This is a genomic window from Caballeronia sp. SBC1, from assembly GCF_011493005.1.
Lineage (GTDB): Bacteria > Pseudomonadota > Gammaproteobacteria > Burkholderiales > Burkholderiaceae > Caballeronia.
In genome coordinates this window covers 1,865,821-1,879,728 of sequence record NZ_CP049157.1, presented here as the reverse complement: position 1 = coordinate 1,879,728, position 13,908 = coordinate 1,865,821, and the positions used below count along the sequence as shown (strand labels likewise).

At 59.7% G+C, this 13,908-nt stretch carries 11 protein-coding genes; 1 reads left to right on the top strand and 10 read right to left on the bottom strand.

Going from position 1 to position 13,908, the window contains the following annotated elements:
• Positions 1-36 precede the first annotated feature (36 nt).
• The 9 genes from SBC1_RS26420 to SBC1_RS26380 all read right to left on the bottom strand — a co-directional run bounded on the left by SBC1_RS26420 (position 37) and on the right by SBC1_RS26380 (position 11,072).
• Positions 37-960, bottom strand: a complete 924-nt coding sequence (locus tag SBC1_RS26420) for an ABC transporter ATP-binding protein (protein WP_241202178.1) — start codon at positions 958-960, stop codon at positions 37-39.
• Positions 950-1,858: a nitrate ABC transporter permease gene (ntrB, locus tag SBC1_RS26415; RefSeq protein WP_165100621.1), complete on the bottom strand. Its 909-nt coding sequence runs from the start codon at positions 1,856-1,858 to the stop codon at positions 950-952. Before ntrB ends, SBC1_RS26420 begins: the two co-directional genes overlap by 11 nt.
• A 16-nt stretch (positions 1,859-1,874) precedes the next feature.
• Positions 1,875-3,266, bottom strand: a complete 1,392-nt coding sequence (locus SBC1_RS26410) for a CmpA/NrtA family ABC transporter substrate-binding protein (protein ID WP_165100624.1) — start codon at positions 3,264-3,266, stop codon at positions 1,875-1,877.
• A gap of 83 nt (positions 3,267-3,349) precedes the next feature.
• Positions 3,350-4,705, bottom strand: coding sequence for an FAD-dependent oxidoreductase (locus SBC1_RS26405; protein WP_165100628.1), 1,356 nt, complete (start codon positions 4,703-4,705; stop codon positions 3,350-3,352).
• Positions 4,702-5,844 carry an acyl-CoA dehydrogenase family protein gene (locus SBC1_RS26400; protein WP_165100631.1) on the bottom strand — a complete coding sequence of 381 codons (1,143 nt, stop codon included), beginning with the start codon at positions 5,842-5,844 and terminating at the stop codon, positions 4,702-4,704. The genes SBC1_RS26405 and SBC1_RS26400 overlap by 4 nt, the downstream gene beginning before the upstream one ends.
• A gap of 55 nt (positions 5,845-5,899) precedes the next feature.
• The gene (locus SBC1_RS26395) at positions 5,900-6,457 is read right to left on the bottom strand and encodes an OsmC family protein (RefSeq protein WP_165100635.1); all 558 of its coding nucleotides are present in this window, start codon (positions 6,455-6,457) and stop codon (positions 5,900-5,902) included.
• Between the two features lie 229 nt (positions 6,458-6,686).
• Positions 6,687-8,315 carry a sigma-54-dependent Fis family transcriptional regulator gene (locus SBC1_RS26390; RefSeq protein ID WP_241202179.1) on the bottom strand — a complete coding sequence of 543 codons (1,629 nt, stop codon included), beginning with the start codon at positions 8,313-8,315 and terminating at the stop codon, positions 6,687-6,689.
• 832 nt (positions 8,316-9,147) lie between these two features.
• Entirely contained in the window at positions 9,148-10,626 is a 1,479-nt protein-coding gene (locus SBC1_RS26385) for a YncE family protein (protein ID WP_165100639.1), read from the bottom strand.
• Positions 10,626-11,072 carry a DUF305 domain-containing protein gene (locus SBC1_RS26380; RefSeq protein WP_241202180.1) on the bottom strand — a complete coding sequence of 149 codons (447 nt, stop codon included), beginning with the start codon at positions 11,070-11,072 and terminating at the stop codon, positions 10,626-10,628. The genes SBC1_RS26385 and SBC1_RS26380 overlap by 1 nt, the downstream gene beginning before the upstream one ends.
• Before the next feature lie 324 nt (positions 11,073-11,396).
• Between SBC1_RS26380 and SBC1_RS26375 the strand changes: the two genes are divergently transcribed.
• Positions 11,397-12,440 (top strand): pyridoxamine 5'-phosphate oxidase family protein, encoded by a 1,044-nt coding sequence (locus SBC1_RS26375; protein WP_165100645.1) that lies wholly within the window; start codon positions 11,397-11,399, stop codon positions 12,438-12,440.
• 267 nt (positions 12,441-12,707) lie between these two features.
• On the opposite strand, the gene SBC1_RS26370 is transcribed toward SBC1_RS26375, so the two are convergent.
• On the bottom strand, positions 12,708-13,616 hold the full coding sequence (locus SBC1_RS26370) for a LysR family transcriptional regulator (protein WP_165100649.1): 909 nt from the start codon (positions 13,614-13,616) through the stop codon (positions 12,708-12,710).
• Positions 13,617-13,908 lie beyond the last annotated feature (292 nt).

The following is a 13,908-nucleotide window of genomic DNA, read 5'->3' as shown; positions in this document are numbered from 1 at the left end:
CTTCTCCGTTGGTGATAAATAGGTGTCAGGCAGCTGTCAGGCGACTGCCTTAATGTTCGGGATGGCATTGCGCACGACTGCGTCGCCCTCGCCCTCGTCAAGTCCGGGCCGAACGAGACGTGGCGCCGTGCTGCTTTCCAGCTGGCGATCAGTCTCCCGCGAGCGCCTGACCAGGAAATCGACCAGATGGTTGCGGATCCGGTAGTACTGCGGATCATGATGCATGGTCTCGCGTTGACGGTCAGCCGGCAGCGTATTGACTACAATCTCGGCTATGCGGGCACACGGTCCGTTGCTCATCAGCATGATCTTGTTGGACAGAAGTATTGCTTCGTCCACGTCATGGGTAATCATAAAGACGGTCTGGCGCGTCGCAGAAACAATCTTCAGCAACTCGTCCTGAATGACGCCGCGTGTAAGCGCATCAAGCGCGCCGAAAGGCTCATCGAGCAGCAGCATTTTGGGTTCAACCGCGAACGCGCGGGCAATACCCACGCGCTGGCGCATGCCGCCGGAGAGTTCAGACGGCTTCTTTTTCTCCGACCCGCTCAGCCCTACCATGTCGACGAAACGCTGAACATGTGCACCAATTTGCTCCCGAGTCCATTTAGGATGCCGGGAACGCACGGCAAACGCGATGTTGGCCTGCACCGTCAGCCATGGCATGAGCGCATGGCCCTGGAAGACCACGCCTCGATCGAGGCTTGGCCCCGAGATCTCGCGACTGGCCATGATGACGTGTCCGCTCGTGGCTTCTTCTAGGCCCGCGAGTACGTTCAGGATCGTGCTCTTTCCACACCCGGAGTGTCCTATGATGCAAACGAATTCGCCCTGCCCGATCGTGAAGCTGATGTTTTCGAAAACGGGTGGCATGTCTGGGCGATAACGCTTGGTCAGCGCTTCGACGCTGATGAAACCCGGCATGCTGGCAGGCTGTGTCATGCGCGTATCAGTCGACATAGGTCACCTTCCTTTGAAGCTGGGCAAAAAGAAGGTCGAGCGCCATGCCGACCAGACCGATGAGCAGGACCGAGAACAACACGTTTGCGAGCGACAGGTTGTTCCATTCATTCCAGAGAAAATAGCCAATGCCCGTCCCGCCCACCAGCATTTCGGCAGCAACAATGACCAGCCACGCAATACCCATCGAGATACGCATGCCCGTGACAATGGTCGGTGCGGCAGCGGGCAGGATCACCCTAAGCGCGCGGCGCAGCGGCGTAACTTCAAGCGTGCGGGCTACGTTGAGCCAGTCGCGCCGGACAGCGGCTACGCCGAACACGGTGTTGATCAGCATCGGCCAGACCGAGCAGATGAAAATCACGAAGATCGCCGACGTCGAGGAGCTCTTGATCGTGTAAAGCGCGATGGGCATCCACGCGAGCGGTGAGATCGGCTTCAGCACCTGGATAAAGGGATTGAATGTCAGGAACGCCAGCCGCGACATGCCGATCAGGAAGCCGAGCGGAACGGCCACGGCGAGTGCTATTACATATCCCGCCGCGACCCGCGCGAGTGAATAGCCTAGCTGGATCGCGAAGCCCTTGTCATTTGGACCGTTGTCACGAAACGGATGCGCCAGTTGCCGCGACGCTTCGGCGGCAAACTGCGCGGGCGTCGGGAATCCAGTCACCTTGGAGGATGACTGCGACGCCGCCCCGGTCTCCGGGATCCTGCCCATGAGCATTGCGTACTCCACCGCCTCGGCGTCGCCGGGCGACTTCACCGAAGCGTCCGGCCCACTCGTGCAGGTCGCTGCCTGCCATACGATCAGCAGCACTGCCAGCAACGCGATCGAGCATAGCGCCGCTTTCTGCCGGATTGAGATTCGCGCTCCAATGCGTCTCGGTCCATTCATGATGGTACTCCTGCGCTCACGTGCGTTTGATGGGAAAGCTGCTGATATAGTCATCGGGCCGGGAAGCGTCGAAGGTACGTCCCATCACCGAAATTGGCCGATAGCCGCCGTTGCGCGCGGCGTCGGGGACCGGTTCGCCGATCTGCTGCATCGCGCGGCATGCGTCGGTCAGCAGGAACACCTTTTCAGCGAGCGAATGGTAGTCGACGTCACGCTTCAGATAACCCCAGCGTTTCATCTGCGTCATCATCCACGTCGCCATCGAATACCATGGCAGCGGCTCAAAATCGACCCGATCCGGTACGCGTTGCACCTGCCCAAGCCCGTCCGCGAACGTGCCAGTCAGCACCTGGCGCACCACCAGTTCTGGCTGGTTCAGGTAAGCCGGCGCGGAGATCATTTTGGCAAGCGCGGGGCGGTTCGACGCTTCATGCGCGTAGGCCGCCGCCTTCAGGTTCGCCCTAAAGAGAGCGGCGAACGTGTTCGGGTTTTGCTGGATAAACCCGTCAGACACGCTGAAGGAACAGCATGGATGACCCGCCCAGATATCCTTGGAGAGAATATGAATGAAGCCGACTTCGTCGAAGACCGCGCGCTGGTTGAACGGATCGGGTCCTAGGAAGCCGTCGATATTGCCCGCCCGCAGGTTCGCGATCATCTCGGCGGGAGGCGTCACACGCAATTGCACGTCGCGATCCGGATCGATGCCATGCTCGGCCAGGTAATAGCGTAGCAAGAAGTTATGCATCGAGTAATCGAACGGAATCGCGAACCTGAAGCCCTTCCAGTTGCGCGGATCGCGATTGTCCTTGTGCTTGAGCGCCAGCACGATCGCCTGGCCATTCACGTTCTGAATCGTCGCCACGCGCGTAGGAGTGGGCTGCGAGCCGATCCCCATCGAGATCGCGAGCGGCATGGGCGCCAGCATGTGCGAGGCATCCAGTTCATGGTTCAGCATGCGATCGCGCACGAGCGCCCAGCCGCCCACTTTCTGCAGCGTCACATTGAGTCCTTGCTCCTTGTAGAAACCCAGCGGCTCTGCGGCGATAAGCGGCGTCGCGCAGGTAATCGGCAGGAAGCCGATGTTCAAGTCGCGCTTTTCGAGGTTGCCCCGTTTGTCTTCAGCGAATGCCTCCTGCAATGACGCGATCGGAAAGACGCTGTAGATGGCGGCCATGGCCGCGCCTTTCCCGACCGCGCGCATGAACGAGCGACGCGCTGCATCGTCCGGGAAAAGCGTCCTGACGGCAGCGGCCTCGACGAAGTCGCGGGACATCATCGCAGCGTCCGTGGCACTCGATGCATGCGCTTGCCGTTCATGCTCGGATTGACTGGCATGCTGTCCGCATGCGCAGCCACCGAGCGTCGCGCGGCTATCGAAAGGCCGGTACCGGTTCTGGCGATCCATTGTGATTTCCTTGGGTATCAGGTATCAGGTATCAGGTATCGGGAGTCGGCCGACGTTCAGACCGTTCTATTGATCACCCATGACTAAATGGCGAATTCCAGGCTTGCCTGCCCCACCTTCAGCGACGCGACCGGTGTGCCGTTGCGGGTCTGAATCATTGATAGCTGCTGCTCGTCCTCGGCAACCACTTCCCAGCGCAGATCGCAAGACGGTACGCCGCGCATCACGATGGGCAGTGATTTCGTCTTGACGCGCAACACCGGCGGTTTGTGGTCGTATCCGCGGTGGTCACGCCCCAGCACCGCGTGCGCGATAGCCTCGGCCTGCCCCGCGATCGGTTCTATGAAGCGGCATGGCTGGCCTGCGATATTGATGCAATCGCCCAGGGCATGGATATTCGGCTCGCTGGTCTGCAGCGTCTTCGGGTCGACGACAATACCGCGCTCGAAGTGCAAGGCCGCCTGGGTGGCGAGTCTCGACTCAGCGACAAGGCCGGTCGCGCTCAACACCAGGTCGACCCGCATTTGTTCGCCACGTTGCGTCAGGACGACGCGTTCAGGGCTGTTGCCTCCCTCGGCGAGCGTGACCGAAACAACACTTCGCGCGCCCAGAAAGCGAATGCCGAGATTTTCCCAGCTTGCCAGCAAGCGCTCCGACGCCTGCTCGGGCAATAACGAAGCCAGCGGGCGGTCGTTGATGTCGAGCACACAGACCTCATGTCCGGACCGCGCAAAATCCTCCGCCAACTCGCAGCCGACCAGTCCTGCGCCCACGATCGCGATCCGCTGCGCTCCAGACGCTAGCGCGCGTTGAACGCCGCCCCACATGCGAAGGTCGTTGATCCGCCAGCAAAGGCTCGGGGGCAGCGCAGCGGACATCGCGGGGCGAGCGCCCTGCGCGAGGATCAGGCGGGTGTAGCGCACAGTTCCGGCGGTGGTGCGCAACTGGCGCAATGCCGGCGACAGCCCGACTGCGTAGGTGTGCGACAGCAAGCGCACCCGCATGCGCTTGGCCGCATCCCGGCCGCGTTCGGTGACAAGCACATCGGGCAGTTTCCCCTGACTCAACGCAACGGAAAGTTCCGGCTTGCGATACCGGTCGCCCTCGCAGGCGGTCACCATCGTGATCGGCACCTCTGCATCGAGCGCGCGAAGGGCTTCGACCGCCGCCCATCCAGCCGTGCCTCCGCCGACCACCACCACGCCCGTCTCGCGTACTGCAACCGTGGAGGAGTCCCCGGACGCGACGGCGGATATCGGTTCGTACAACGTAAAATCAGCCTTGCTGACTCCACATAGCGGACATTCCCAGTTCTCGGGGATATCGCTAAAGCGGGTACCCGGCGCGAGCCCGCTGTCGGGGTCGCCCGCTTCCTCATCGTAGATGACGCCGCATGCGCGGCAAATGAATTGCTTCCATTCATGGCTAATGGCGTTCATACCGGCAACTCCTCTTCGCTCAAGCGCGCCATTTCCAGACGCAAGTGCTTGATGGCCGGCGTGACGATCGCCACGAAATGCGACTCACGAATCCTTCGTTGCGGCGCGGCGCTCATCAGGTAGCCGCGTGCGCCCTGGTGCAAAAGTGACGCCTGGGCCGCCCGCAGCGCGAGTTCCGCGCCCCGGGTCCGGAGGTCCAGCACGTCGAGCACATAGTCCTTGCTGCCGTCATACGGCGTGAGTGCGAGCCGGGCCGCCTGCGCACGGGCTTCGTTCAGTTCCGCGCACAATTCGTCAGGGCGGTCGTGCAGGAACCGGTTGACGTGCGCGAGCATCGGCTCGACTTCAAGACTCGAATCGATACTGCCTTGCGCCACGCCCAGCGCCATGCCCACTTGCAACAGGATGAAAGCGGGCTTGATCCGCGCGATGAACGGGCGCGCCGGATCGGCGATCATGCTTGCCTCGCCGACAAAATAATCAGTCAGCCGGATACCCCACGTACTTGTGCCCTCCATGCCTGAGAACACCGGGCAGTGGCGCAGCTCGACGCGTTCGTCGCAGTCGAGCATGAACATGATTTCATGCGACACCGACCCGTCGTCACGCAGCACAGCCGCAATCGCGCCGCAATACTGGCCTCGCGCGATGTGGCTCACCCACGGCAGGGTTCCGCTGACCCGATAGCCGCCGGCCATTGGCGCTGCACGCAGCATCATCGGCTCAATGCCGGATAGGGCCTTCATCGGGTTCGAGAGCGCCGTGCCGCCGAAGGTTCGGCCGCGCGCGTGCTCGTCCAGCCGGTGGCCGCCGAGTTCCGGGTTGCCCGACTGTTCCATGTAAAGGCCGCATACGTCATGGGCCCACATCAAGAAGCCTGTCGATCCGCACGCCCGGCTGGCTTCCCGCATGGCGTCGATCGACAGGGCGAAGCGCGCTCCGTGCCGGTCGAGATGCACGCCTAGCCCGCCAGCCTCACCGAGCTTCGACATGATGTCGAGCGGGTAATACCCTTCTGTGTCGATACGCGTTGCAGCGGCCGCCAGGGGGCCGCTTGCAATGTCGATGACGTTCGCCAGGACCTCGCCGTCGATCCAGCCGTCCACGCAGACGTCGCCTGCAGCCAGTACGCTTGCCATGATGGAATTCCCGTGGGTGTTGAAGCCGGATCGTCGACGACGATCAACAGGATGTTTAGTCAGCGAGCGAGACGCTCATCGGGATTGGGTTGCGCATTGTGTTGGCAACCGGCGAGTTGAAGTTAGCCTGACGCACGATTTCATCCAGTTCCTCACGGCTGGCATCGCCTTCGATCACCACCTTGACGCGAATCTCCTGGAAGCCCATTTGCGACGGTTCCCGCTGTGCGCCCCCCGCACCCCACGCTGCCGTGTTGCCAATATCTGCTTCCAGGTAGATTTCAAGCTTCGACAGCCTGACCTGCTTCCAGGTCGCTACCGCGGTGATGCCGACGGCCAGGCAGCCGCCAAGGCCAGACAATGCGATTTCGCCCGGCGCCGGCGCCGTGTCTTCGCCGAACAAATGGAGCGGTTCGTCAACGACGACCGGAGCGTGGGCACCGACGTAGCTCAGCGACCGGTATTGGCCTTGCATTACGGTGTGAACGTTGTTCTTGCCGCGTCTGTCGGGGTCGTTGCGGCCCTTCTCCGCGAATGCCAACAGGCCGTCGCGGTCGATCGGTCGGAGGTGAGCAGAAATGGTCGTGGGGTTGTCGCTGACGGTTGTGTTCAAGGCTGGCTCCTGATGGAAAAGGTCGCTGAATAACAGCGCGCCGTACGACTAGTGCGTCGGCGTAAACCTCTAATGCAATAGGTGTGCCAATCTTGCATTTCTTCCATGAAAGCCCTTGTGCATAAGGCTTTCAAGGATCAGCGACATTTGAATTGATGACTAAGCGAAAAAGAATGGCGGCGCCATTGTCGACAATGTAAACAATGTCGACAATGGCATGTACAACGGCTCAGGCGTCCGCCAAGCCCAGCTTTTGCCACCGGTAGTTGAACTGCCGCACCGTCATCCCAAGCATCTGCGCAGCGCGCGACTTGTTCCCGCCGCACTGTCGAAGCGCCTCGCGCAGCGCGTCGGCGGAGTGCGACCCCACACGCTCATAGGGACGCGTGGGCAGCAGGCTCGCCCGCCGCATGTTTGCGGCCAGAATGCTCGCGTGATCCTGGACGTCCGGCACGTCGACCGGTTGCGACGCCAGCGCCGCCGCCCTTTCATCGGGCAGGAAACGTTCAACGTCCGCCGCGTTCAGAATCGGCCGGTCTGCCAGCAACACGATTCGCTCGATCACGTTCGCCAGTTCACGGATATTGCCGGGCCACGAATGTTGCCGGAGGCGGTCAAGGGCGCTTGCAGTCAGGTTGACGTTGCGTTGATTGACCTGGTTGGCATGACTGATGAAATGCAGCGCCAGTGCACGTATGTCCTCGCGGCGCTCCGCTAGCGAAGGCAGATGAATCGGAATGACATTGAGCCGATAGTAGAGGTCCTGCCTGAACCCTCCCCTCGCGACCTCGACCTGGAGATCGCGGTTGGTGGCTGCAACCAGGCGGACATCGATGCGAATTTCCCGCTTGCCGCCGAGTCGCGTCATCGTGCCCTCCTGCAGGGTGCGCAGCAGCTTGGTTTGCATCGTCAGCGGCAACTCGCCGATTTCATCGAGAAAGATGGTTCCCGCATCCGCTTGCTCGAACCATCCGGCGCGCATGGTGGCCGCACCGGTGAATGCGCCGCGTTCATAGCCGAACAGTTCCGATTCGAACAGCGCATCCGGTATGGCCGCGCAGTTGATCTTGATGAATGCCTTGTCACGTCGCGGGCTTGCAAGATGCAGGGCGCGCGCGAAAAGCTCCTTGCCGGTTCCCGACTCTCCGAGCAACAGCACGCTCGCGGCCGAATCCGATACCCGTTCGAGCTCGGAGATAGCGCTCAACAACCTGGGCGAAGTCCCTATGATTCCGTAGCGAGCGGTTGCCGATTCCAGCGCGCGCGCCAAAGCCGCATTCTGCTGTTCGAGCGCCTGGGTCTTTTCCTGCAAACGTGCTTCGAGTTGCAGCAGTTGCCCGACGAGCGTGGCGAGAATGCGCAGGAGCGTCAGGTCGTCGGCAAGCGCGCGCGAGCGTCTTCGTATGCGGTGACAAGCAAGAACGCCGACAGTCACCCGGTCGATCGAGATAGGGAGGGCGATGAACGCCACGGGTCCGGGGGGAAGTTTCGAGCGTTCCACTGCGCGGGCCAAGAACGATGGTTCCTGGTCGATATCCTGAACGATCGCCAACTGGCCATTCTGGATCACGCGACCGGTAATGCCTTCACCAAACGCATAGCATCCACGCTCTATTTCTTTTCTGGTCAATCCGTACGCGTGCCGAATTCGACAGAATTGCCGGTTTTCGTCGCTTAGCACGATCCGTCCCCGGTTCAGGCCGAGCAATTCCGACATCAGGTGCAGCATTTCACGCAGCGCGGCAAGCGGAGACAGGTTCTTGCCCACCAGCGCCATCACTTGTTGCAGCAGGAGCATTTCGTGCTCGCGCCAGTAGGCGGGAGACTCAGCATCTCCGAAGTCCTGATCGGTTCGCATCTTCGGACACTCGTCGCAATGGGTCGTCATAACGCGAATTATTGCAGAATCGCGAAGATGACAAACAAGCGCGGGTACATCAGTAACGAGTGGTTTCCCCGGCATTGTCAGGTTGGTGGGCAGATCACTTAAAAATTGCGCGATGAAGAAATCGAAATCGCGGTCATCGTTTCCCCAGCAGAGGTAACTCGAAAAACTGGAGATACCGAGCCTGATGAGCGAGATCCTCGTGGTCAAATCCAAGCCTCCCTGCAGGGGGTGAGTTCCGCACTGAAGTCGGGTACGGTCAGCGCGGTCCGGCGTGTTTCCTCAATGTCCGGGTCACGCAGCAACCGCGAGCGAGTACTCGGCATACGATGTCTATCCGTGATGCCTTCATTCGCTCGAACATCTGCGTCAACGTTCTCCAACTAAAATTTAGGATTACATGCTGATCTGCTGTGAAGGACGGATTCTATCTGGAGATTTAATTCCTCGATACACCCTCTTCTGCTCGTTCAAGTCTGACAACGCCACGGTCCGCTGGTTTGAATCGCCGGCGATCCTGAATACGAGCTCAACTGAGCGCTCATGGTCGGCTTGCGACAAGATTGCGTACCCACGCAGGGAAGGGTAACGCACGCATGCAGACGTGATGAGATTGAGAGCCGGCGCGCCGGTTTGAAACATGAGCGCCCAAGGGATCCCGTTGACGCCAAAAGCCGTCACGGAACTGGGCGCGCACGACGGAGCCGTCCAATGAAAGACTTCCATTTCGGAAGAGTCCGCGAGGTGAAACGCGGGAATCTACCGCCGAACAGAAGACTGTATTTCCAGCGGCTATAGACCCGCTTTACAGCGCCTGAACTTGCACCGGTGCACCCAGCTTTCCCGCCACTTGCGGAGCGATGACGAGGTAACGACGCTTGTCGGCCGTGGTGCTCGCGCCCGGCGTGACTACTTGGCGAATTTGGCCGATCGCGTTGACGATCGCAGCGCCCGCCGGGTTAGTCATGAAATTCGCGAGCGGGTCCACGTTACCGCTGCCGTCAGGGCTATCCGACAAACCTAGTACGTACGGCTGTTTCGGCAAAAGGCCAGTGACCGCGGCCTGAAGAACCTGCACCAGGCCCTGATCGAACAACGCAACAGTAGTGGGCATGCCGGTATCGTCCGCCGACTTGCCCGCACCCGCCGGCATCATCGCCAGGTGCACGGTCTGTCCTGCCACACCGAGCGGTTGCGCGTTCTGCGTGCCGTCTCCCTCCGGCACTGCGTTCGGTACATAGGTGACAGCCTGCGGCGCCTGACCGATCGGCACGGTGGCTATAACCTTGTTGGTCAGCGTGTCGATGGCAGTCATCGCATCAGCGTTTTCGAGGCCTACGTAGACTCGGCTGCCGTCGCCCGAAGGCCAGATGCCGTGCGGTAGATTGCCAACGGGAATTGTCGCGACCTGTGAGAAGTCGTCAGTGCGGAACACCTTCACCTGATTCAGCCCGCCAACGGTTACATAAGCAAACATGCCATTGGCGTTGTGAACGATGTTCACGTGGTTCGTGATCGGACCGGTATCGAGAGTCTTGAGCAACGCGAATGGCGGACGCGCGTCGAAGACTTGGGTCTTGCCCACGTCCTTTAGCGTGAACCACACCTGCTTGCCGTCCGGCGTGGCTGCCAAATCTGGGCAGAACGGACTCGCCTGCTTGACCGCACCGACGATCTTATGGTCAGCCACCGTGATGACTTCAGTCTCCGGGTTGAACGATGAGCAGACGTAGCCGTACATGCCGTCGGGCGAAAAAATCTGCATCCCTGGACCTGCTGGGACGACAATGCGGGTCTTTTCTTCGTACGTCTTGCCATCGAGAACCGCGACGTAGTTTTCGCCACGCACCGTCACCCACACTTCGCTGCCATCGGGTGTGAAGAACGCCTCGTGCGGTGAGCGTCCCACATATGTCGTATGCTTGACGGCGTTGGTCTGGGTGTCGATGAACGTCACTGAGTTCGAGCCGATCGATACGACTGCGAGCGTGCGGTGGTCCGGCGAATAACCCATGCCGTGCACCAGTACCTGCCCTTTATACAGCGGACTGAAGTTGCCCGGCGATGGGTCGCCGAGGCGAATCACGCCGACCAGTTTGTTGTCGGCTGGATCGGTCACCGACACCGTATTTGAAAATTGCTCGGCTGCATAGACCCGGTCGTGGTGACTCACCGGCACGTCCGGATCGGACAGGGAACCTGGGGCCTGCCCGGCGCAGACAACCTGGGCAGCGGCGAACGCGGTGGCGGTCAGGGCTGTAGCGAGAATCAGCTTGGTTTTCATCACGGTTCCTTGTGGATGTTCATTTGCATGTTGTCATGGGACATCGGGGATGTGCTTGTGGGGTTGGAATCCGGGCTGCGCTGCTGGTCGGCGGCAGGTGCGGGCAACGGCAGCGGCTGTCCCAGTGCGAGCCGCATGGCGATGATTTCCTGCTGCTGCTCGACGATGATTTCCTGCGCGATGCGTCGTAACTGTTCATTGTGACCGTAGCGCAGCTCGGCCTGTGCCATGTCAATGGCACCCTGATGATGAGGCTCCATCATTGCGACGAAATCGTGGTCGACATCGCCCGCGGGCTTGATGGACACCCCATCCATCATCTTTGTCATGGCTTTGTCGTTCTCAAGCAGAAACGGTGTTTCTTCGGCGCTTGCGCCGGCTGGCCCGGCAGCGAATGCAGCAACGGGCATGCTTCCCACCGCCACCGCGAAAGCGGTTACGGTCATGCGCACAGTCACACTAAGTATGTAAGGCATGGAAAGCTGTTCCTGTAAGCAACCCGAATAGGCATTGATGGAGCAAACACCGGCACATACTGACTTATTCCATGGCCACGGATTTTAGGCTACCGCCGCGTACTTCGACCGCGTCGATTGTCCACTGCCGGAGGACTGAGTTTCCGTGATCATCTATCTACCGGACAACCCGCTTACGCGCTAATCTCCACCGGAAGCCAATCGCCGGCGTGCGATCGCGAGGCTAGCTCGTTTTCACGGTGTGCTCGCTGACCAAACACACTATTTTCAACGCTCGCGCTTTCCGAGACTCCCATGACCGACACGTACGTACTGCTCGCCGACCGGTCCGCTTTATCGCCGTTTCATGCAGGCGAACTTGCGGTTCAGGAACGTGTGGGCGTACGTGACTACGCGCATTCCTCGGGAACCCGCAGCATCCGTCCTGTCCTGCAGGAGCAGCACAGGACGTTCTTCAATGACCGGCCGTTCATTGTGCTCGGTGGACTCGATGCTAACGGCCAGTCGTGGGCAACACTGCGCGTCGGGAGGCAAGGCTTCGTGTCATCGTCCGATGTTCATACCCTGCACATAGCGGGAACGACTTTGCCGGACGACCCGCTCGCCGATGCGTGGAAAGTCGGCAGCATGATCGGCTGCCTCGCAATACAGCCGGAGACCGGGCGGCGCACCCGTGTCAATGGGATGATTACGTCGATCGAGCACGACGAGATTTCCCTGCATGTCAGCCAGAGCTTCGACAACTGTCCCAAGTATATTCAAGGCCGTACTCCAACATTTGTTGCGTCCGTTCCCTCCGTGGCCCGTCACGCGCAGCGTCGAGGATCGCAGCTGGACGACATCGACCGGGTGTTGCTCGAAGCTGCGGATACCTTTTTTATCTCAAGCGCAAACGGTCCGGATACGTCAAGATTCGCACGCGAAGCGGACGTATCTCACCGAGGAGGCCGACCGGGCTTTGTTCGCGTGGATGACGCGAACACCTTGACCGTGCCAGACTTCCGCGGCAACCGGTTCTTTAACACGCTGGGCAACCTTACGGTCAACAGTCGCGCAGGGTTGCTGTTCCTGGACTTTATTCGTGGCGATTTGCTCTACGTCGCTGTCGATGCCGAAGTTGTCTGGGACGAGGCACAGATCAGCAAATTCGCGGGCGCCCAACGCCTGCTGCGCTTTCGTGTGCGCGAAGTGCGGCGTAGTACGGCGGCGCTGCCCTTTGCCTGGTCGCCAGTCGAATATTCGCAACAATTCGCCGGGTTTGAAGCCGCCCATCAAGCCGCCCGCGAAGCACCCGAACAGGTCGACCGCGAAGCAAAGCTGGAGAGCAGTATTCCGTGACATAGAGGGTGGCCTGCCGTGAGGACTTAAATGCGGGTTAGCATTGCTGCCAAAGCTGCAAGGTGTCGGCAGGCCGTACCCGTGACGATCGAGGGATCGCCGACGTCCAGCGTGATGAGGTTGCAGCCATAAATATTATGTATAACAGATTAATTACTGCCCGCCCCGCGCCCCAAAGGATCTGCGTAGGTGGTCCAACTATCCACGCCCTCATCGATCGAGATGCCGCAAACGCTACTTGCTTCGCATGGCCTCAAGGTACGTATGTCAAGACGTGGGCAGTCGCACGGCTTTCAGCAAAAATTTGAAAAATTCGGCGGCTGCCATTGGCAACTTTCGATTGCGCGACGTTATCAAATCGATCGTCGCGATTTCCGACGACCGGTCTGATAAAGGAACGGCGCACAGCCAGCCTAACTGAAGCTCACGGCTGAATGTGAGTGGCGGCATGAAGCCGATAACGTCCGACCTGTGGACGAGGTTTTTGATCATCTGCAGCGAATTGACTTCGTATGCAATCTTCAATTCAATTTTTGCCTCAATTGCTGCCTGGTCGATCAGGTATCGCACACCAAACGTTTTTTCAGGGACAGCTGCTTTGTAGTCCGAAAGTTCCCCCATTGATACCGTTTCATGCGTCGCCAATGGATGTCCAGGGCGGCATATGAGTTGCAACGGCTGAAATATCCGGCCGTGCAACACAACATCGTCGCGATTTAACACGTTAAACGCCACGCCGATATCCGCAGTATGGTTGACGACGGCCTCAACAATCTGAGCGGTACCACAGACGCTCAGATCGAACGTGATGCTCGGAAACTGCCTTGAGAACTCGATTAACAGATCAGGTAAGAAACTTCCGGACACTGCCTCGATAAGCGCAATTCGAACGTTTCCATGTTTCAGGGAGCCAAGGTCGTCAATTGCTGAATGCACGTTTTGAATGGTCTTCTCGTTGTCAGCAACGAACGCCATCAGGATCTGACCTGCCGCAGTCAAAACCATCCCCCGAGGAGATCTTTCGAAGAGTTCTGTACCGAATTCTTTCTCCAGGTTAGCGATTTGGCGGCTTATCGCACTGGGCGCCACAAAGAAAATTTCCGACGCCTGTCTCACAGACCCGCTACGAGCGACCTCGGCAAAATATTTAAGCGATTGAGGTTGGATCGAGTTCAAGTCAGTCTCCCGTAGGGTCAAAGGTCAGCCCCGTAGCCCGCTGCGAGACCCGCAGAAAATTGCGATCCGTCGAAACGGGAACTGATGAAGTATAGCGAGTCCTAGACGTTGCATTATTCAGCGCGAAGCCCGGAACCGTAGGGTGTGCCGCCTTCGCAGGTGGAATCGTTTGGACCGCTCCGGGCATACCCACCGCATCAACTGCCCAACACGCAGCCGACCAACTCGGCGAGACATTTTCAGACTTGAAGGTTTAAGTCCAGAGCCAGCCTTGCTTCACAGACGTACGAGG